This window comes from Micromonospora sp. WMMD967 (assembly GCF_029626165.1).
GTDB classification, from domain to species: domain Bacteria; phylum Actinomycetota; class Actinomycetes; order Mycobacteriales; family Micromonosporaceae; genus Micromonospora; species Micromonospora taraxaci.
On sequence record NZ_JARUBK010000001.1, the window covers coordinates 3,024,296 to 3,043,758 of the forward strand.

Annotated in this window: 19 protein-coding genes; 9 read left to right on the forward strand and 10 right to left on the reverse strand. The window is 69.8% G+C overall.

Annotation, left to right across the window (positions count from 1 at the left end):
• Positions 1–183: 183 nt before the first annotated feature.
• On the forward strand, positions 184–1,413 hold the full coding sequence (locus O7631_RS14215) for a cellulose-binding domain-containing protein (RefSeq protein WP_278144644.1): 1,230 nt from the start codon (positions 184–186) through the stop codon (positions 1,411–1,413).
• Between the two features lie 119 nt (positions 1,414–1,532).
• On the opposite strand, the gene O7631_RS14220 is transcribed toward O7631_RS14215, so the two are convergent.
• The gene (locus tag O7631_RS14220; RefSeq protein WP_278144645.1) at positions 1,533–2,375 is read right to left on the reverse strand and encodes an MBL fold metallo-hydrolase; all 843 of its coding nucleotides are present in this window, start codon (positions 2,373–2,375) and stop codon (positions 1,533–1,535) included.
• A gap of 73 nt (positions 2,376–2,448) precedes the next feature.
• On the reverse strand, positions 2,449–2,604 hold the full coding sequence (locus O7631_RS14225) for a BBE domain-containing protein (protein WP_278144646.1): 156 nt from the start codon (positions 2,602–2,604) through the stop codon (positions 2,449–2,451).
• Here O7631_RS14225 and O7631_RS14230 point away from each other — a divergent pair.
• Positions 2,603–2,974, forward strand: a complete 372-nt coding sequence (locus O7631_RS14230) for a CGNR zinc finger domain-containing protein (RefSeq protein WP_278144647.1) — start codon at positions 2,603–2,605, stop codon at positions 2,972–2,974. The genes O7631_RS14225 and O7631_RS14230 overlap by 2 nt on opposite strands.
• Before the next feature lie 27 nt (positions 2,975–3,001).
• On the opposite strand, the gene O7631_RS14235 is transcribed toward O7631_RS14230, so the two are convergent.
• Positions 3,002–3,592, reverse strand: coding sequence for a DinB family protein (locus O7631_RS14235; protein ID WP_278144648.1), 591 nt, complete (start codon positions 3,590–3,592; stop codon positions 3,002–3,004).
• Positions 3,593–3,688: 96 nt separating this feature from the next.
• On the opposite strand from O7631_RS14235, the gene O7631_RS14240 reads away from it, so the two are divergent.
• Entirely contained in the window at positions 3,689–4,408 is a 720-nt protein-coding gene (locus tag O7631_RS14240) for a VOC family protein (RefSeq protein ID WP_278144649.1), read from the forward strand.
• A 14-nt stretch (positions 4,409–4,422) separates the two neighbouring features.
• Here the strand turns inward: O7631_RS14240 and O7631_RS14245 are convergent, their stop codons facing one another.
• Complete coding sequence (locus tag O7631_RS14245; protein WP_278144650.1) at positions 4,423–5,031, reverse strand: class I SAM-dependent methyltransferase; 609 nt, start codon at positions 5,029–5,031, stop codon at positions 4,423–4,425.
• Positions 5,032–5,062: 31 nt separating this feature from the next.
• Positions 5,063–5,641 (reverse strand): VanZ family protein, encoded by a 579-nt coding sequence (locus tag O7631_RS14250; protein ID WP_278144651.1) that lies wholly within the window; start codon positions 5,639–5,641, stop codon positions 5,063–5,065.
• 106 nt (positions 5,642–5,747) lie between these two features.
• On the opposite strand from O7631_RS14250, the gene O7631_RS14255 reads away from it, so the two are divergent.
• The 3 genes from O7631_RS14255 to O7631_RS14265 all read left to right on the forward strand — a co-directional run bounded on the left by O7631_RS14255 (position 5,748) and on the right by O7631_RS14265 (position 7,708).
• Positions 5,748–5,966, forward strand: coding sequence for a hypothetical protein (locus tag O7631_RS14255; protein WP_278144652.1), 219 nt, complete (start codon positions 5,748–5,750; stop codon positions 5,964–5,966).
• A 22-nt stretch (positions 5,967–5,988) separates the two neighbouring features.
• The gene (locus O7631_RS14260) at positions 5,989–6,573 is read left to right on the forward strand and encodes an alpha/beta fold hydrolase (RefSeq protein WP_278144653.1); all 585 of its coding nucleotides are present in this window, start codon (positions 5,989–5,991) and stop codon (positions 6,571–6,573) included.
• 121 nt (positions 6,574–6,694) lie between these two features.
• Complete coding sequence (locus O7631_RS14265) at positions 6,695–7,708, forward strand: LacI family DNA-binding transcriptional regulator (RefSeq protein ID WP_278144654.1); 1,014 nt, start codon at positions 6,695–6,697, stop codon at positions 7,706–7,708.
• A gap of 1 nt (position 7,709) precedes the next feature.
• On the opposite strand, the gene O7631_RS14270 is transcribed toward O7631_RS14265, so the two are convergent.
• The 4 genes from O7631_RS14270 to O7631_RS14285 are packed head-to-tail and all read right to left on the reverse strand — an operon-like array spanning position 7,710 to position 12,503.
• Positions 7,710–9,422: a trehalase family glycosidase gene (locus O7631_RS14270; protein WP_278144655.1), complete on the reverse strand. Its 1,713-nt coding sequence runs from the start codon at positions 9,420–9,422 to the stop codon at positions 7,710–7,712.
• A 32-nt stretch (positions 9,423–9,454) separates the two neighbouring features.
• Entirely contained in the window at positions 9,455–10,279 is an 825-nt protein-coding gene (locus tag O7631_RS14275; protein WP_278144656.1) for a carbohydrate ABC transporter permease, read from the reverse strand.
• On the reverse strand, positions 10,276–11,247 hold the full coding sequence (locus O7631_RS14280) for a sugar ABC transporter permease (RefSeq protein ID WP_278144657.1): 972 nt from the start codon (positions 11,245–11,247) through the stop codon (positions 10,276–10,278). Before O7631_RS14280 ends, O7631_RS14275 begins: the two co-directional genes overlap by 4 nt.
• A 17-nt stretch (positions 11,248–11,264) precedes the next feature.
• Positions 11,265–12,503 (reverse strand): extracellular solute-binding protein, encoded by a 1,239-nt coding sequence (locus O7631_RS14285; protein WP_278144658.1) that lies wholly within the window; start codon positions 12,501–12,503, stop codon positions 11,265–11,267.
• A 285-nt stretch (positions 12,504–12,788) separates the two neighbouring features.
• Here O7631_RS14285 and O7631_RS14290 point away from each other — a divergent pair, with 285 nt between their 5' ends.
• On the forward strand, positions 12,789–14,624 hold the full coding sequence (locus O7631_RS14290) for an RICIN domain-containing protein (RefSeq protein ID WP_278144659.1): 1,836 nt from the start codon (positions 12,789–12,791) through the stop codon (positions 14,622–14,624).
• 244 nt (positions 14,625–14,868) lie between these two features.
• On the forward strand, positions 14,869–16,389 hold the full coding sequence (locus O7631_RS14295; RefSeq protein WP_347403507.1) for an arabinofuranosidase catalytic domain-containing protein: 1,521 nt from the start codon (positions 14,869–14,871) through the stop codon (positions 16,387–16,389).
• A gap of 82 nt (positions 16,390–16,471) precedes the next feature.
• Here the strand turns inward: O7631_RS14295 and O7631_RS14300 are convergent, their stop codons facing one another.
• Positions 16,472–17,806, reverse strand: a complete 1,335-nt coding sequence (locus O7631_RS14300; protein WP_278144661.1) for a PHB depolymerase family esterase — start codon at positions 17,804–17,806, stop codon at positions 16,472–16,474.
• A gap of 269 nt (positions 17,807–18,075) precedes the next feature.
• On the opposite strand from O7631_RS14300, the gene O7631_RS14305 reads away from it, so the two are divergent.
• A complete protein-coding gene (locus O7631_RS14305; RefSeq protein ID WP_278144662.1) occupies positions 18,076–19,074 on the forward strand; it encodes a PaaX family transcriptional regulator C-terminal domain-containing protein in 999 nt (332 codons plus the stop codon).
• Positions 19,075–19,463: the final 389 nt, after the last annotated feature.

Below are 19,463 nucleotides of genomic sequence, written 5' to 3' on the forward strand. Positions count from 1 at the left end.
GGTGATCGGGCCGCCGGCGGCTGACAGGTCCAACCCCCGAGCCGGGCACTTCGGTCGTACGCGCCGACCAGCAGCTGTGGCGCACCGCTGCGCCGCTCCCACGGTGCGTTGCCGCGCCTCGTCCGTCCAGGACGCGCGCCGTCGCGCCGCCTTCCCACAGCTCGATGGCAGAAGGACCTTCTCATGACGATTCTCCGCGCCCGCCCCGCCCTGACCCTGGCGGTCGTCGCCGCGCTGGCCGCAGCCGCCAGCGTGACCGGCTCAACCCTGCTCACCGGTCCGGCGACGGCAGCCCAGGGCTGCCGGGTCGACTACACGGCCAACCAGTGGCCCGGCGGATTCACCGCCACGGTCAAGATCGCCCCGGGGGACACGGCCGTCTCCGGTTGGACCGCCACCTGGACGTACGCCGGGGACGAGCGCGTCACGAACGGCTGGAATGCCACGGTCAGCCAGTCCGGATCGACGGTGACCGCCCGCAGCCTGTCGTACAACGGCAGCATCCCGGCCGGTGGCTCGACCGAGTTCGGTGTGCAGGGCACGTACGGCTCCAGCGGTGGCACGCCGACCGGCTTCACGCTGAACGGCGTACCGTGCAACGGCGCCACACCACCGCCGACGACGCCACCGCCGACGACGCCACCTCCGACCACGCCACCCCCGACCACGCCGCCACCGACGACGCCGCCTCCGACCACGCCGCCTCCGACGACGCCGCCACCGGCCGGGTGTGCCGGCGCTGTGCTCTGTGACGGCTTCGAGAACCAGACCGGGTCGACGCCGTCCGGCGACTGGGCCGTGGTGAGCCCGGACTGCTCCGGCGCCGGCACGGCCACCATCGACACGGCCACCACACACAGCGGCAGCCGCGCGGTGCGGATCAACGGCGCGGCGGGCTACTGCAACCACGTCTTCGTCAGGTCCACGAAGAACCTCGGCAGCGTGGGCAGTGTCCGCTACGGCCGGATCTGGATGCGGCACACCACCGCCCAGCCCACCGAGCACACCACGATGGTGGCGATGGCGGACTCCGCCGACGGCAACAAGGATCTGCGGCTGGGCGGCCAGAACGGCGCGTTGCAGTGGAACCGCGCGTCCGACGACGCGACCCTGCCCGAGCAGAGCCCGGCCGGGGTGGCGCAGAGCCTGCCGCTACCCACCAATCGGTGGGTGTGCGTGGAGTTCATGGTGGACGGGTCGGCCGGTCAGCTCCGTACCTGGGTGGACGGCACCGCCGTCACCGGGCTGACCGCGGACGGCACACCGACGCACGACATCGACGGCCAGTGGTACAACCGCACCTGGCGTCCGCAGCTCACCGACTTGAAGCTGGGCTGGGAGAGCTACGGCGGCGGGGCAGACACCCTCTGGTACGACGACGTGGCGCTCGGGTCCAGCCGTATCGGCTGCTGATCGTCACTGCTGCCCGCACCGCGTCGCTGTGCTGTTGAGCGGTATACCTCAGAGTCATACTTATGACTCTGAGGTATACCGCTCACTACCTCATCCGTCCCGACGGAGGTGACCGACGGTCACCGCAGGGCGGGCTGCTTCGCCCGCTGCGCGGCACTCCACAGCGAACCCGGGTTGATCCGACGCGGATGCCTGTCGAGCATCGCGCGGTACAACTCCTCGGCGGTCGTGGTGTCGGCGTCGAGCTGGTTGAACTCGCGAAGGTAGGCCGCCGTCTCGGCGAGGATCCGGGGATCGTCGGGCCGGTCCGGATTCTTGTGGGCGGCCACCACAGCGGCCGGGTCGAGCTCGCCGAGCCGGTCGAGCGTCGCGGCCCACTCCCGACGCGTCGCGGTGGTGCTCTCCGCCAGGTACGGGTGGGTGTCGTCGTAAGCGACGTCGCCCGCCGCGATCAACCGAAGGGCCGGTACCCAGACGACTGTGCTTCCTGCCGTGTCGGTGAAGCCCGTCTCGACGATGTCCAACCGCTGTCCTTCGAGTTCGAGGTGGTCGTCACCCAGCGGCTCCGGGACGGTCAGCCGGTCCGGGATCTGCTCCGGGAACAGGCGCTGCCAGAACGAGACCAGCTTGTCCGGCGTCACCTGGGCCTCGGCCCCCGCCACCGTCGCGTCGGTGCCCACCGCGCGTACGCTGGGAAACGCCTGCGCGATCTGGCCCAGGCCGAAGAAGTGGTCGCCGTGGCCGTGGGTGACGTAGACGTGGGTCAGCCGACGCCCGAACGACCGCACCCAGTCGATCAACTGCTGGTTCTGCTCCGCCGTGACGAAGGTGTCGATCAGCACCGCGTCCTGCTCACCCATCACGAGGGTCGCGGCGTTGCTGACCCAGAAAAGGTCCTCCGGGCCGTACGGCAGGTCCCGGGTCAGACCCGGCCGGCGGATGTGACGAACGGCGTACTGCATCGTGGTTCTCCAGCTTCGTGGTCGGTGCTCGCGTCGCGCGTGGCCGGGTGTGCCGGGCCTCGCGCCCACGTGTTCACGCGGGGGCGATGTTGTGGTTAACGCGAAAGGCGTCGGTCGGGTCGTAGCTGCGCTTGATCGCAGCCGGGCGCTGGTACGTCTCCGGCGGGTAGGTTGCCGCGACTCCGTCCTGGGCGTCGCCGACGCCCAGGAGGTTCACGAGCTCACGCATGACCAGCTCCTCTCGGCCCGTGCTGGCGGCTGGCACACCGGCACAGACCGCCCAGGCGTGGACGCTACTGACCGAGGACGGGAGCCAACTCACCTTCCGGCAGACCTTCACGGCTGCCGGGCGACCACAGCTTCAGCAGGTGGCCGGCGATCCCGTCGTCGGCCGGATCGTGCTCGCCGTCGCCGACCTCGTCACGGAGGACACCTGGTCGCGGCTGCGCATCTGCGGCAACGAGAGGTGTGCCCACGTCTTCTACGACACGACCCGCAGCCGCACCCAGCGCTGGCACTCCTACGAGGTGTGCGGCAACCGCACGAACGTCGCCGCCTACCGAGCCCGCGCCCGCAGCGGCCGCGCCAGCGACGGGTAGGTCGGCGCCGCCGCCACGCCGGGCGGGCTAGCCGAAGCGGTCCGCCAGCTTCGTCAGCTTGCTGACGTACGCCGGCCAGTCGTAGCCGTCGGGGACACCGGCGCTGTCCGGCCGCCGGCCGATCATCGCGTCGTGCTGCTCGCGCATCACGTCCATGTGACCGGCGTGCCGGGCGAGGTCGCACGTCACGTGGATGATGATCTGGTGCAGCGTGGTGGCCTGCCTGCCGGGCTGCCACCAGGGCACCTGCCCCGGCGCGTCGAGTGGAAGTTGGTCGATCGTCTGGTCGGCGAACACCCCGACCCGGCGATACAGGTCGATGAGCCCGTCCTTCGTCTCGTCCTCGCGGGCGTACCAGTCCGCCTGCGGGTCCTCGTCGAACGCGTGTATCGGCACGAGGTCTTCGGGCGTCGGGAACTCGCGCCCGAAGGTGAGCCCGAAGTAGCTCGCTTCGACGTTGAGGCAGTGCTTGAGGGCACCGAGCAGGTTGTTGCCGGTCGCGGTACGCGGGAGCCGGGCATCGCGTTCGCTCAGCCCTTCCAGCTTCCAGATCAGGGCCCCGCGTATCTCCTTGAGGTAGTGATGCAGCGCAGCCTTCACATCGCCCGGGTCAGACATGCCGGCCAGTCTCCCGGATCAGAGGCCAGACCGCTGACCCGTGACCGACTCGTAAATGCGTTGGTGGCGTGCCGGGGCGATACCTATCATCCGGTGATGCGTTCGCACCTGCTGGCAGTCACCGTCGAGTCCGCCGATCCGGTTGCTGCGGCGCGGTTCTGGGCCGCTCTGCTGAATCGGGACGCCGTCGAGGACGCCGGCGGCGTGCTCCTGCCGGGCGACGACACCCAGCTCGGTCTCCGGTTCGTGCCGGGCCGCCCGGGCCAACTCGGGGCGAACCGCATGCACCTGCACCTGACCAGCGCCGATGTCGACGAGCAGCAGCACACGATTGCGACGGCGCTGAAGCTGGGTGGTGACCACCTCGACGTCGGGCAGCTGCCCGAGGAGGGGCACACGGTTCTGGCCGACCCGGCGGGTTACGCGTTCTGCGTGATCGAGCCCGGCAACTCCTACCTCGCCGGCGCCGGCTTCCTCGGTGAGCTGACCTGCGAGGGCACCCGGGACGTGGGTCTGTTCTGGAGCAGGGCGCTGGGTTGGCCGCTGGTGTGGGACCAGGACGAGGAGACGGCGATCCAGTCACCGCGCGGCGGCACCAAGATCGCCTGGGGTGGCCCGCCCGTGGCGCCGAAGAACGAGCCGAACCGGCAACGCCTCGAGCTCGTCCCGGCTGCCGACGACCAACAGGCCGCGGTCGACGAGTTGGTCACCCTCGGCGCCACCCGACTCGACGTCGCCGAGGACGGCGCGGTCGTGCTGGCGGATCCGGACGGCAACGAGTTCCGCGTGCGGGGTGCCGGTCACCGCCCTGCGTGACAGCGCGTCGGGGCTTATGTGGTTCCCGCGACCGCCGCGAAGGCGGTATGCGGGCGGCGGTCGCCCTCCCTGTGCCGTCGGAGGCGTTCCACCTCCACGAAACCGGCCCGGGTGAGTCGTTCGGAGATCTCGTCGACCGGCCAGTGATAGGCGGTCACGACCTTGTGGTCGAAGGGGCCGACCTCGTCGTGGTCGAACATGCCCAGCACCAACGCTCCGCCCGGGGCCAGTGCTCGCCGGAACTCGGCGAGCACCCCGTCGAGTTCCTCGGGCGGCAGGTGGATCAACGAGTACCAGGCGAGGATGCCGTCGACCGAGCCGTCGACGACGTCGAGACTCTCCAGCGACCCGCTGTGGAACTCGACGCCCGGGTGGGCCGCCCGCGCGTGGGCGATGAACTCCGGGACCAGGTCGATCCCCGACGTGTCGACGCCCAGCGAATGCAGGTATCCGGTGAGATGGCCGGGGCCGCAGCCCAGGTCGAGCACCGGGCCCGTGCGGGTCGCCAGGTGTCGTGCCACGAAGGCGAGGTCGTCGGGGTCCACCTGCTCGCGTGTGCCGAACAGCCCGATGTACAGATCCGCGACTGACGCGTACGCCTGCCGGACCTTGTCCCTGTCCACCCCGGCACTATACGAGTCACGCACCGCCTGCTCAGTGCGCCGGGGCCGCTCGGGCTGGTTGATCGGGCGCTGGGGCGGGCCACCAGCGCCGCGACGCCAGCGCGGCCAACCCTGCCCCGGCGGCGTTGAGCAGCACGTCGTCCACTGACGACACCCGGTCCAGCCGCAGGACGTACTGGGCGGCCTCGACCAGGACCGAACAGGCCGCCGCGAGCAGGAGGATCCGCGGCACCGACGCCAGCGCCGCGAACCGCAGCGGGGCGAAGAACCCCAGTGCCGCGAACACCAACAGGTTGCCGACCACCTGGACCGTCGCGGTCAGCGGCCCGCCGTCGGCGACGATCGTGAGCAGGTCTCGCAGGGGCGCCAGGCTTACCCGGCCGGGGACGACGCCAGCCTGATCACCCGGCAGCATGATCATCCAGACCCACGGGACCGTGCCGTAGACGATGCCGACCTCGGCCAGCGAGATCCGCAACGCCCCGACATCGGTGCCACGGCGACGGAGGGCCAGCGCCCAGACCACCAGCGCGGCCAACGGCAGTACGGCCACCGTGATGAGGACGACGCCGTTGAACGTACCGAGCCAGCCGTGCCACCCCTTGAGCATGCGGATCCCCTTCCCCGACTGGTGAAAGCTACCGGCCCTCGGTCGACATGCGGGCACCGCGCCGGTGACCCGTTTGCCGAACCCGCGGGTCGGGCAGAGAAACACCATGACGAATGGACGGGGCAAAGCAGTCGGCGGTTACTTCCTGCGACTTCTCGGCGGAGTGCTGGTCATCCTCGGCATACTGGGGCTCTTCAGCAGTCTGACGCAGGGCAATCCGGTCGGGTTGATCCTCGCCGGCGTCTTCGTCGTTGGCGGAGCGGTCCTGCTCAAGCGCTCCGGCGGGGCCGGCCGACCGGCCTCCACGACACCGGGTACGCGCTGAGACCAACGCGGGGAGGATCGTCATGCCGGGACGTACCCAGGTTCTGTTGATCCAGGGCGGCGGCGCCGACGTGCACGACGAGTGGGACGACAAGCTGTTCGACAGCTTGAGTCGGGAGCTCGGCGACGCCTACGAGGTCCGCTACCCGCGCATGCCCGAGGAAGCCGACCCCAGTTACGCCTCGTGGAGCGTGGCCATCCGGCGGGAGATCGCTTCCCTGGACGACGGGGCGATCGTGGTGGGCCACTCGGTGGGCGGGACGATCCTCGTCAACACGCTCGCCGAGCGGCCACCGGAGCGGCAGCTCGGCGCGATCGTGCTGGTCGCCGCCCCCTTCGTCGGTGCGGGCGGTTGGGACGCGGGTGAGTTCGAGGTGCCGTACGACCTCGGCGCCAGGCTGCCGCGCGACGTGCCGGTGCACGTGTTCCACGGCCTCCGGGACGAGACCGCCCCACCGTCGCACGCCGACCTGTACGCCGGTGTCATCCCGCAGGCGCGGCTGCATCGGCTGCCCGGCCGCGATCACCAGTTGAACAACGACCTGGGCGAGGTGGCGAGGGTCGTCGAGGGCGACGCCCAGGGATCGGCTGACCAGCCTCGCCGCTGACGGCGGCCAACCTCGACCCGGCCCGCCCGGGCCGACAATTGGCGAGCTGGCTGTGGATATGCTCGTCCGCGAAGCCTGGCGCGTCCCCGTTCCGGGGCAGGATGTGATTCGAGGGCGGTCCATGAACATCGGCGAGATCGCCCGCCGGGCGGGGGTGTCCCGCAGCACCGTGTCGTACGTGCTGAGCGGGAAACGGGCCGTGTCGGAGGCGACCCGGCAGCGGATCCAGGCCGTCATCGACGAGCTGGACTACCGGCCGAACGCCAGCGCCCGTGCGTTGAAGGAGGGGCGCACCCGCACCCTCGGCCTGGTCATCCCGCCGGCGAGCCAACGGCTGACCGACATGCAGTTGGGTTTCGTGGCCAGTGTCGTCGAGGCGGCAGCCCGCCACGACCTCGATGTGCTGCTGTCCCCGTCCGGCGGCGACCACGACAGGTCGTTCGAGCGGATCGTCACCGGGCGTCGGGTCGACGGGGTGATCCTGATGGAGATCCGACTGGAGGACGACCGGGTGACCCGGCTGTCGAAGGCCGGGCTGCCGTTCGTCACGATCGGTCGGACGGCCGAGCCGCACGGCATGAGCTGGATCGACATCGACTACGCCGGCCTGATCGCCCGGTGCGTGCACCACCTGGCCGACCTGGGGCACCGGCAGGTGGCACTCGTGAACCGCTCCGCCGAGTTGGTGGCCGCGGGTTACGGCCCCAGCCACCGCGCGCTGGCCGGTTTCCGGGCGGCCGCGGCGGAGCGCGGCCTGGTTGGCGTGGAGGTCTGCTGCGGCGACGACACCGCCTCCGGCGAGGCGTGCGTGGAACAGTTGCTCGCGACGCATCCCGACGTCACCGCTGTGGCGACGATCAACGAGGCCGCCTTGCCCGGGATGAAGCGGGCATTGACCAGCGCCGGGATGTCGGTGCCGGGCGACTTCTCCGTCACCGGGGTCGCCGCCCAGCACTGGGCGGAGGATTTCCGCCCCCCGTTGACCGCCGCCGACGTGCCGATGGTCGAGATGGGCGCCGAGGCGGTGTCGCTGCTGTTGGAGACCATCGCCGAGCGCGGTGCCGTGCCACGGCACCGCCTCTACACTCCGCCCATCTCGTTGCGGTCCAGCACCGGCCCGGTTCCGGCGCGCTGAGCTATCCGCCGGCCGCCCGCCGTTGTTCCTGGGCGGCCGCCAGGATGAGGTAGCTGCTGGCCGTCCAGGTGTACGCGCGGTCCCGGAGCCCGGCACCGGTCTCGGCGTCGAAGTTCTCCGCGAACCCGGACTTCTCGCACAGGGCGAGGAACCGTCGACTGATCTCGTCGGCGATCCTGGTCTGCCCGGCCCGCCGCAGGCCGTCCTCGACCAGGACCGTGGAGGGCGCCCAGATCGGGCCACGCCAGTAGCCGTCGGCAAGGTAGTGGACCGAGTCGGTCGGTTCGGTGGCCAGTCCGTGCGTGGTCAGGTGTGTTTCGGTGCCTCGCGCCAGGGCGGCGGCGACCGGCGCGGGCAGGTCGGCGCCGAGTGCGATGGGCATCAGGTCGAGCAGGCTGCGGCTCGCCCGCCGCTGACCGGTGTGCGGGCTGCGGGCCAGGAACCGTTCGCCGTCCCACAGGTCGTGCACCATGGTCGCGCAGATCCGGTCGGCCTCCCCGGACCACTGCTCGGTGGGTTCGCCCAGTTCGACGGCGAGGTCGGCCAGGCAGCGGAGTTGGGACACCAGGAACGCGGCGAGGTCGGCCGTCTGGAGGACCCGGTCGCCGTCGAAGGTGGTCGCGTTGTCCCAGCCGCTGTCGTTGCCGTGCTGGTAGTGGGGCAGGTCCTGACCGGGCGCGCGACGCGCGTCGAGCCAGAACCGGGTCCAGCGGGCCAGCCGGCCGTACGTCTGGGCCAGCGCCGCCCGGTCCGGCGGCTGGGGGAGGAGTCGACGCAGGTGTCGTAGCGCCCAGCCGTGGATGGGGGGCTTGACGTAGTTGTGCAGGACCTCGGAGTGGGTCACCGAGTCGGGTAGTGCGCCGGCCTCGTCCTGGTGGTCGAAGGGCAGGTGGAACTGGTGCCAGGCCAGTTCCGGTTCGCCGGCAGCCAGGGCGATCGCGTTGAAGCAGTGGTCCCAGCTCCACACCTTGTCCATCCAGTGCTTGGACATCAGGACGGCCGGGCGGGTGACGAAGCCCGCCGGGGCGACGGTCGCCGACCACAGGACGTACGCGGCCAGTTCGGCGGCCGGCGTGTCCGGGCCACGCCATGGGGCGATCGCGTCGACGAACGCGGTGAACTCCGCCATCCGGTCGCGGCACAACTGCTCGAACGGCACGGACCCGTCGTACCGGCGGCGGGCTGTCGCGTACTCCTCGATCGCGATTTCCCACTGGCCGTCGGCGGGGAGGTCCAGGGACCGGTCGGCGGTGCCGAGCGCCTCCACGCCGTCGGTCCGCGCGAGGGTGCCGGAGAGCACCGTGACCCGGTAGCGGCGACCGGTCTCGTACGACGTGAACACGTGTGACCCGTCGAGCGGATCGAGGTACAGGTAGGTGCCGCTGAACGGGGTCAGGGTGCCGGCTGCCGCGGCCACCCGCAGACCGAGCCGTCGGCCCCGGATCCGCAGGGTGTCCGGCCCGTCGTAGACGGCCTCGATCCGGTCGGCGCCGTTACGCCAGGTCAGCAGCGTGGGTGTGGCGACGATGGTGGTGTCGGCGACGGTGGGGGCGAGACGAAGGACGGGGTGCAGCCCGGTCTGGTGCGAGACCAGGTGCAGATCGTCGGCGTACGTCTTCTCGGCTACCACCGGGGAGATGTTGAACCAGGATCCTCGGTAGCTGAACGGGATGTCCTGGATGGAGAACTCCGGACCGGACGGGGCGACGGTCATGGGTGGCGGGTGCCTTTCTGTGGTGCGGGTGGTCAGTCCTTGACGGCGCCGGCGGTCACGCCCATCGAGACGTAGCGCTGGGCCAGGACCAGCAGCACGGCGGCGGGGATGGAGGCGACGACAGCGGTGGCCATGATGGCGTTCCACTGTTGGTTGTTGTTGCCGATGTAGTGGTAGATGCCGAGGGTGATCGGCTGGTGGTCGCCGCCGCCGGTGAGGGTCGAGGCGAAGATGAAGTCGGACCAGGACCACAGGAACGCGAACAGCGACACCGTGACGATGGAGTTGCGGCTGACCGGCAGGACGACGGACCAGAAGGTCCGTAGGCGGCTGGCGCCGTCGACCACCGCGGCCTGGAGCAACTCGTCGGGGATGCCGGACATGAAGGCCGTGAAGATCAGGACGGCGAACGGCACCGCGAGTGTCGTGTCGGCCAGGATCAGGCCGGGCAGTGTGTTCAGGACGCCGAGGCTGAGGTAGATGGCGTAGAAGCCCATCGCCATGATGATTCCCGGGATCATCTGGGCGATCAGCAGCACGAAGCTCAGTGTCGGGCCGCCGGGTGGTCGGAGCTTCGCCAGCGCGTATCCGGCGGGGGCGGCCAGCGCCACGGTCAGCGCGACGGTGCCGAGGCCGACGAGGAAGCTGGTGCCGAGGTAGGGCAGCTGTTGGTCGAGCACCGCCCGGTAGCCGTCCAGGGTGCCGTTGGTGGGGATCAGGTGCGGGGGACTGGCCCGCATGTCCTGGTCCCGCGTGAACGACACGTTGATCATCCAGTAGACGGGGAAGAGCATCAGTCCGGTCAGCACCAGACCGACTCCGGTCTTCCACCAGGCGCGCGGCGTGGAGGTGGTCATCGTAGGTGCTGCCTTCGCTCGATTCGGATGTAGACGAGCCCGGCGATCAGGGCCATCACGATGAGCAGGTTGCCGACGGCCGCGCCCGGCCCGAACTCGGGCAGCAGGTTGCCGAAGCCGAGCCGGTACGACCAGGTGGCGAGCGTCGCGGACGAGCCGGTCGGTCCGCCCTTGGTCATGATCCAGATGATGTCGAAGACCTTCAGGGTGTAGATCAACCCGAGCAGCAGCGTGATCGCGGAGACGGGGCGCAGCAACGGGAACGTGATCGACCAGAACCGTTGCCACCCTGTGGCGCCGTCGAGGGCGGACGCCTCGTACACCTCTGCGGGGATCGCCTGTAGGCCGCTGTAGAGCACCACCAGGTTGAACGGGATGCCGATCCAGATGTTCGCGATGATCACCGAGGTGAGCGACCAGCCCGGCGAGGTGAGCCAGTTGACCGGGTCGACGCCCACCACTCCGAGCGCGGAGTTGACCAACCCCGAGTCGCTGTTGAGCAGCCACGACCAGGTCGAAGCCGAAACGATCAACGGCAGCAGCCACGGTACGAGGAACAGCGCGCGCAGGGTGCGCGACAGCGGGAAGTGCTGGTGGAAGAAGAGCGCGAGGGCCATGCCGATGGTGAACTGAAAGGCGAGCGACGCGCCGGTGAAGATCACCGTGTGCGTCAGCGTCGGCACGAAGGCCGGATCGGTGAGCACCGTCCGGTAGTTGTCCAGACCGGCGAAGGGCGCGCCGCCCTGCACGAACGAGCGGACTGTGTACTCCCGCAGGCTCAACTCGATGTTGCGGTAGAGCGGGTACGCGTAGAAGGCCGCCAGGTAGAGGGTCACGGGTGCCAGGAAGCCCCAGGCCAGCCACCGGCGCGGCCGGCGAACTCGGGGCGGGGGAGACCCGGGTGGTGCGGCGGTCGCCGCCTCACCCGGGCCCCGTACGTCGGTGGAGGTCTCTGTCGTGGGGACCATGCTGTCGCTTCGGCGCCTTACCGGTTCGTGGCCGCGGCCTGCGCTGCGGCCAGCGCCTCTTGGGGAGACTTCCCGCCGCTGAGGGCGGCCTGCACCGCGGTCCACAGTGACTCGGAGATCTTCGGGTACTTCGTGCCGAGGTTGTCGCCGGTGCGGCCCTTGGCTGCCCGGACCGCCTCGACCCAGACCTTGAGCTTGGGGTCCGCGGTCGCCTGCCGGTCCTGGACGGCGGCGACGGGTGCGACGTAGGAGAGCGTGGTGTCGGTCGTGAGGAGATTGTCGGCGCTGGTCAGGCAGGTGACGAGCTTCTGCGACGTGTCGTACCGTCCGGTGTTCTTCTGCACGGGGATGGAGACGAACTCACCGCCGGTGGGCGCCGGGGCGGGCCCGCCCGAGCTGGCCGGGATCGCGATGGTGCCGTACGCGAAGCCGAGCTTCTCCGCGTTCGCCAGCTGCCAGGTGCCGTTCTCGGCAAAGGCGTAGTCGCCGGTGGCGAACTCCTGCCAACTCGTCGTCTGGGTGTTGTTGATGACCGAGTTCGGAGCGTGGCCCTGCTTGAGCCAGTCCGTCCAGAGGGTCAGCGCGGCCACCGCCTGCGGGGAGTCCAGACCGGTCAGTTGGGCCCCGGAGCCCCAGAACCAGGGCAGGAACTGGAAGCTGCCCTCCTCGGTGCCGATCGCGGAGAAGGTGATGCCCTTCTTCCCCTTGGCCTTGACCTTGCCCAGCGCCTCGTTCAGCGACGGCCAGTCCTTGACGGCGGTGGGGTCGACACCGGCGGCGGTGAGTACGTCCTTGTTGTAGTAGAGGGCGAGGGTGTTCGCGCCGATCGGCACCCCGTACGTCTTGCCCTCGCTCTGTCCCGCGCCGAGCAGGTTCTTCTCCATGGACGACACGTCCAGCTTGTTGTCGTCGGTGGTGGTGAGCGCGCCGGCCTCGGCCAGTGTCGAGATGACCGGGTTGTCGACGATCAGCACGTCCGGCGAGTTGCCCTGCTGGGCGGCGAGCAGCGCCTTGTTGGTCAGGTCGGTGGTGTCGTAGCCGGTCCGTTCGACGGTCACGCCCGCCGAGGTACCGCACTTCTTGAGCAGCGCGACCCACTCGGAGTCGTCGGCGAACTGGGGATAGGGGTCCCAGACGAGGTAGGCGCCGCCGTCGGCGGACTTGTCCGAGGACGACGAGCAGGCGCTGCCGGCCGCTGCGGCGAGGGCTATCACGGCGACGGCGGCCAGGCGCCGCCGACGACTGAGTCCGGTCATGTGGTGCCTCACTTCAAGTCGATCGTCAGGGTGGGGTGGTGTGACAGTCGCGGGCCGGGCGGAGCCCGACCAGGAGGCGAATCGATTCGACGAATCGGTTCGCACGAAGATAAGACGGTCCGGAACCGGTGGTCAAGAGACTGGCGGCCGAGCGTGGAAACATGGTCTTCACCCGACTGTCAATTCATTGACATGGTTCAGTGCTCGGTCCTACGATCCGTGCGAATCGATTCGCAAGTGCTGCCCTCCGGAGAGCGTCCCCCACGCCCCACCAAGGAGCCGCCCGTGAAAACCCCGTCCCGCGGCAGGTCCGGACGAGCCGGTGCGATCGTCGCCCGACTCGTGGTCGGCCTGCTCGCCGCCACGACCGCCGTCGCCGTCGCCCCGTCCCCCGCCCAGGCCGCCGACGAGTCGATCAGTGTCAACTTCTCCTCGACCAGCGGTACCCCGACCTACCGCGCCTCCGGCTGGATCTACGGCATGACCGAGAACGCCAGCGGTCCGGCCGACCACTTCTACCGGGACGTCAAGTTCCAGTACATGCGTGCCGGCGGTGCGCAGCTTCCGGGGAGCGGCTGGGTCGGCGGCACCTACGACCGCCGCTGGAACTCCACACTCGCCCAGGCGCGTCGCACCAACGCCCTCGGCGGGCAGTTCATCATCCTGCCGCACGACCTGTGGGGTGCCGACGGCGCCGGGATCTCCCGCTTCCCCGGCGACAACGGCAACTGGACCGACTACGACAACTTCCTCACCCGCCTGATCGGCGACGTCCGGGCGTCCGGGCTGTCGGTGCAGTGGGACATCTGGAACGAACCCAACATCACCATCTTCTGGAACCGCCCGATCTCCCAGTACCTCGAACTGTGGCGCCGCACCTACCAGCGCATCCGGGCGGAGTTCCCCAGTCAGCTCATCGTCGGGCCGAGCTGTGCCTGCGTACCGTCGACCAACCACACCTTCTGGAACCAGTACCTGGACTTCGTCCGCTCGACCAACACGGTGCCGGACATCATCAGCTGGCACTCACTTCCCGGTGACCCGGTCGCCAACGTCGCGGCGGCCAACGCCACCCTCGACCCGCGCGGCATCGCCCACCCGCGTCCGTACCAGATCAACGAGTACGGTGCCCCCGACGAGCAGAACCCGGCCGACGGCGCCTGGTACATCGCTCGTCTGGAACGGGCCCGGGCGGACGGCCTGCGGGCGAACTGGGCCAGCGGGGGCAGCCTGCACAACGACCTCGGCAACCTGTTGATCCGCAACTCGGCCGGTCAGCACCAGCCCAAGGGAGAGTGGTGGAACTACCGCTTCTACGCCTCCCAGACCGGGCAGATCGTCGGGGTGACCCCGAGCCAGTCGTTCGACGCGTACGCCACGAAGGATGCCGGCTCGGCGAAGGTCCTGGTCGGTGGTGGTCGGACCACCGGGAACCTGACCGTCAACCTGCAACGCCTGGACACGACCAGCGGCATCGTGCAGAACAACCAGGTCCGGGTGCTCACCCAGCGCATCCCGCACAACAACGGCGGCGCCGTGCAGGGGCCGGTCACGGTCTCGAACAGCGTGGTGAACGTGTCCAACAACAACGCCACGGTGACTCTGCCGTACTCCAACCAGACCGACACCTACACGCTCACGGTGCTGCCTCCCTCGGAGGCTGGCTTCCAGTCGGTGGCCGTGGCGCAGCACTCCCAGCAGTGCCTGAACAACGCCGGCCTGAGCACTGCCGACGGCAACGTCCAGCAGCAGAACTACTGCGACGGCGGTGACCAGCAGCTCTGGAACTTCCGGCCGGTCGCCGGGGTGGCCAACACGTACACGGTGGTCAACCAGCAGAGCGGGAAGTGCCTCGACGTCAGCGGCGTGTCGACCGCCGACGGCGCGGCCGTGCACCAGTGGACCTGCCTGAACAGCTCCAACCAGCAGTTCGCGCTGCGCAAGGTGACCTACTCGGGTAACGACTCGCACGACTACCAACTCGTCGCCCGGCACAGTGGCAAGTGCGTGGATGTCAACGCTGTCTCCACGGCGGCCGGCGCGCTGGTCCACCAGTGGACCTGCCGAGCGGTCAATCAGGGCAGCCCGTTGAACCAGACGTGGCGGCTCCTGGGGCGGTAGCTGTCTCGGGGGAGGTGATGCGCTGGCCGCTCGTCGGGTGGTCAGCGTATCTCCTACCGACCGCATTCATTGACATGAATGAAACAAAGATCCTACCATTCGTTGCGAATCGATTCGCCGACACCACCCTCGCCCGTGGCGCGTCGACGTCCCCCACCTCCGCGACTCCGAGGAGTACCTCGTGCGAACCCCGTCCCCCGGTGGGCCAGGAACGGCCCTCGATCCCATCCCGAGACGCCGCCGCGTGCGACGTCTGACCTTTCTGGCCGCCGCCCTGGTCGGCGTCCTCGTCGGCTACGGCACCACGCCAACCACCTCACCCTTCGCCGCCGAAGCCGCCGCAGCCGTGTCCGCGGCGATCGAGCCCGGGCAGAGCACCACGATCGTCGGCACCCAGTCCGGCCGCTGCCTGGAGGTGCCGAACTCCAGCACCACCAACGGCACCCAGACCCAACTCTGGGACTGCAACGGCAGCGCCGGCCAGACCTGGACCTGGACGTCGAGCAGACAGCTCACGGTGTACGGCAACAAGTGCCTGGACGCCAACGGTCGGGGCACCACCAACGGCACGCAGGTGATCATCTGGGACTGCAACGGCCAGAACAACCAGCAGTGGAACGTCAACAGCAACGGCACCATCACCGGCGTGCAGTCCGGGCTCTGCCTCGACGCCAATGCTGCCGGCACGGCGAACGGGACCAAGCTCATCCTCTGGGGCTGCAACGGCGGCGCGAACCAGCAGTGGACCTCGCCGAGCACCCCGCCGACGACCCCGCCGCCGACCACCCCGCCACCGAGCGGCGCGCGCCCGTGCGACATCTACGCCTCCGGCGGCACGCCGTGCATCGCGGCGCACAGCACGACGCGGGCCCTCTACGCGGCGTACACCGGCAACCTCTACCAGGTGCGTCGCTCGTCGGACAACACGACCCGCAACATCGCGGTGTCCGGCGCCGGCGGCACCGCCGTCGCCGCCACCCAGGACTCCTTCTGCTCCGGCACTACCTGCGTGATCACCGTCGTCTTCGACCAGTCCGGGCGCGGTAACGACCTCTGGTACCAAGGCTCCAGCGTCGTGCCGGGCTCGCCGCAGAGCAAGCCGGCGATCGCCACGTCGGAGTCGCTGACGGTGGGCGGGGCGAAGGCGTACTCGCTCTACATCAACCCGGGCAACAGCTACTGGCGCGACGGGCACCTCACCGGCGTGCCGACCGGAGCCGCGCCCGAGGGCATGTACATGGTCACCAGCGGCACCCACGTCAACAGCGGCTGCTGCTTCGACTACGGCAACAGCGAGACGACCAGGAAGGCGGACGCCGCCGGCGCGATGGACGCCATCAACTTCAGCAAGCAGTGCTGGTTCGGCGGCTGCTCGGGCTCCGGCCCTTGGGTGCAGGCGGACCTGGAGTGGGGCCTGTTCCCGGGCGGCAGCCAGACCTGGAACCCGAACCAGCGTGCGTTCACGAGCAAGTTCGTCACCGCGACGCTGAAGAACAACGGCACCACCCGCTTCGCGATCAAGGGCAGCGACGCGCAGTCCGGCAGCCTCTACACGCTGTACGACGGCTCGCTCCCGCCGGGATACAGCCCGATGAAGAAGCAGGGCGCGATCATCCTGGGCAGTGGTGGTGACTGCTGCAAGCCCGACGGTGGCGCGAACCTGAGCGCCGGCACCTTCTACGAGGGGGCCATGGTTGCCGGCTACCCGTCCGACGCGACCGAGAACGCGGTGCAGGCCAGCGTGGTGGGCGCCGGTTACCGCTGACCCGGCGACGCCGGAACGAGTCGTGCGCCGGTCACCACGGAGGTGGTGACCGGCGCACGGTTTCGTCGGCGCAGACCCGGTCTCAGGCGACCGTGCAGGGCGCGCCGTTGAGGGTGAACGAGGACGGTCGGGCGTTGTTACCGCTGTGGGTGGCCTGGAAACCGATGGTCACCGAGCCGTTGACGGGGATACCGCCGTTGTAGGCGACGTTGCGGGCCGTCACCTGCCCGGAGTTGGGCGAGTAGGTGGCGTTCCAACCTGAGGTGATGGTCTGCCCGCTGGGCAGGGTGAAGACCAGGGACCAGCCGTTGACGGCGCTGGTGCCCGTGTTGGTGATGGTGATGTTCTCGGTCAGGCCGTTGTTCCAGGCGTTGACGGCGACGGTCACCCGGCACGCGCCGTTGGTCGGGGGCGGCGTGGTCGGCGGCGGCGTGGTCGGGGGCGGCGTCGTCGGCGGCGGCGTGGTCGGCGGCGGCGTCGTGGGGTTGGTCAGGCCGAAGAACTGCAGGGCGGCGGCGGCCATACCGCCGGACGGCAGGCTGTGCCCGGCGCCCTGGATGCTGTACGCCTCGACCTGGACGGTGCCGCTGGTGTCGGCGTACCGACGCCGGTTCCAGTTGGCCTGGGGTGTGTCGGTGGAGGTGGGTGTTTGGCTCAGGCCGAACACGTTCGTCCACTGCTCGATCGTCTCCTGCAACAGCGAGTACGGCACGAGGGTGTCGTTGGTGCCGTGCCAGAGCTGCACGCGTGGACGGGGTCCGGCGTAGCCGGGGTACGCCTGGCGCACCGCGTCGCCCCACTGTTGCGGCGTGCGGTTCATGTTCCCGCCGGTGCACTGGCTGCTGCCGGGCGGGTAGTCCGCCGCGTTGGCGAAGCAGTTGAACGGCACGCCCATGAACGCGGCGCCGGCCTTGAACACGTCGGGGTAGAGCGCCAGCATGTGGTTGGTCATCATGCCGCCGGACGAGCTGCCGGTGGCGTAGACCCGGTCCGGGTCGGCCGCGTACTGCTGCTGCACGTACCGGATCATGGAGATGATCGAGACCGGGTCACTGCCCCCGCCTCGCCGCTTGGCGGCGTCCGACCAGGTGTCGAAGCAGTTGCCGAAGCCGGCCTGCTGGGTGGCGGACGGGTAGATCACGATGTAGCCGTAGCGGTCGGCGAGGCTGGCGAACTCGCTCCCGGAGTAGAACCCGGGGCCGGATCCGCCGCAGCCGTGCATGGCCACGACCGTCGCCGGCTTGGCCGGGCGGTTGTCCGGCACGTAGACGTGCATACGCATCCGCCCCGGGTTGTCCCCGAAGCTGGTCACCTCGGTCAGCGACGCCGCGTACGCGGGTCGGAACGAGGGGACCACCAGGCCGGCCGTCACCAGTGGCACGGCGAGCGCGAGCAGCAGTTTTCTCTTGATTGTCAACGGACGACTCCTTCGATTGCCGGTGCGGCTGGGATTGGTGGCGCGATTCGGTGGCGGGTGCGCCCGGTGCCCGCCTGATCACGCCTGCCCGCTACCTGTGGTCTGCCCTGTCCCTGCCCGGCTCCGGGCGGCATTGCATGGCAATTAGTGTTCCCCTCGGGCCGACAAGTGTCAATCGAAGTCTTTCTATCGTCTGTCGATCCCGGAAGCCGGTAGGGCGGCGCTCCGTCTACAGTCGTCACACCGTCCCTGAAGAGCACGGAGCGCCTGTGGCAAGCCCGTTCGACATCGACGAGATCTATCCGGACGACGGAGATCGCGAGCTCCGGCTGCCCCGGCGGCAGGCGGGCAACTCGCCCCAGGGGGTCGCCGTGACCCTGCTGGCGGACTACACACTGCGGACCCGTGTCCCACTCCCGTCCGCCGCCATCGTGGCGCTGCTCGGGGAGACCGGCGTGACGACGGCCGGTGCGCGCACCGCGATCAGCCGGCTGGCCCGCCGCGGGGTGCTGGAGGGCAGTCGACTGGGACGCCGCAGCTCGTACCGGCTCAGCCGCGGCGCGGCCGCAAGCCTGTCCGCCGGGGCCCACTGGATCCTCACCTCCACCACCTCGACGGTGCCCTGGGACGGGTGCTGGACGGTCGTCGCCTTCTCGCTTCCACAGGAGTTGAGCGGGCAGCGGCGGGCCCTACGGGCTCAGCTGCGGTGGCTCGGTTACGCGCCGTTGTACGACGGGTTGTGGATCTCGCCGCGCGACCTGAACGCCCCGGCTCGTGCCCGTCTCGACCAGCTCACCCTCGGTGCCGTGACGGTCTTTCGCGGGCGGCAGGCCCCCCTCGGGTCGGCCATCCACCGTCCCCCGATCGAAGCCTGGGACATCGAGGCGATCAGCCGGAGCTACGACGCGTTCCTCCGGCGCTGGACGCCGCTGCTGCCCGCTGTGGTGTCCGGGGAGGTCGACGGTGCCGCCGCGGTGCGGGCCCGTACCGAGGTCATGGACACCTTCCGGCGGTTCCCCGTGCTCGATCCGCAGTTGCCACTGGAACTCCTTCCCGAGGGGTGGCTCCGGCGGCCGGCGCAGGAGTTGTTCGTGGCCGTCTACGACGGCCTCGCCGCGCCCGCCGAGCGACACGTCCGGGCGGTCGTCGCCCGGTTCGCCGACGGCACGCAGCCGGGCATCCGGGCGCACACCACCGCCGACATGCTTGCCGGGGTACGCCTCGAGGCGAGCCTCGCCGAGCATGGGCACGGCGGCGCCGCCGGCTGACGGCGGCCCGGTGGGCGTACAGCCGCCCAATCGCTGTGAGCGATAACAGAACCACCCTCAGGAGTGTCTCGGCGGGCCGGTTCGTCCGGTGGTTTCGCGGCGGGTGACGGAGATCCCCGCAGGCGGCCGGTGGTGAGCGAGGCGAGGCGTTCCGGCGCGTCGGCGTGAACGGCTCGTTTCGTCTTGACGAACGACATGTTATCGCTCACCCTCGATATTGAGGTTTATCGTTTCGTTGGGTTCACCGGGCGAGCCCTGCGGGTCGTACCTCGAACCCCGGCGTCCCCTCCGGGCGGGCGGACGTCACCTCAGGGCTCCCGGCAGTGCCGGCGAACGCCTTCCCCGACCGCGTGCGCCGCACCGGGCGGCCGTCCTGATCGATGTGGCAC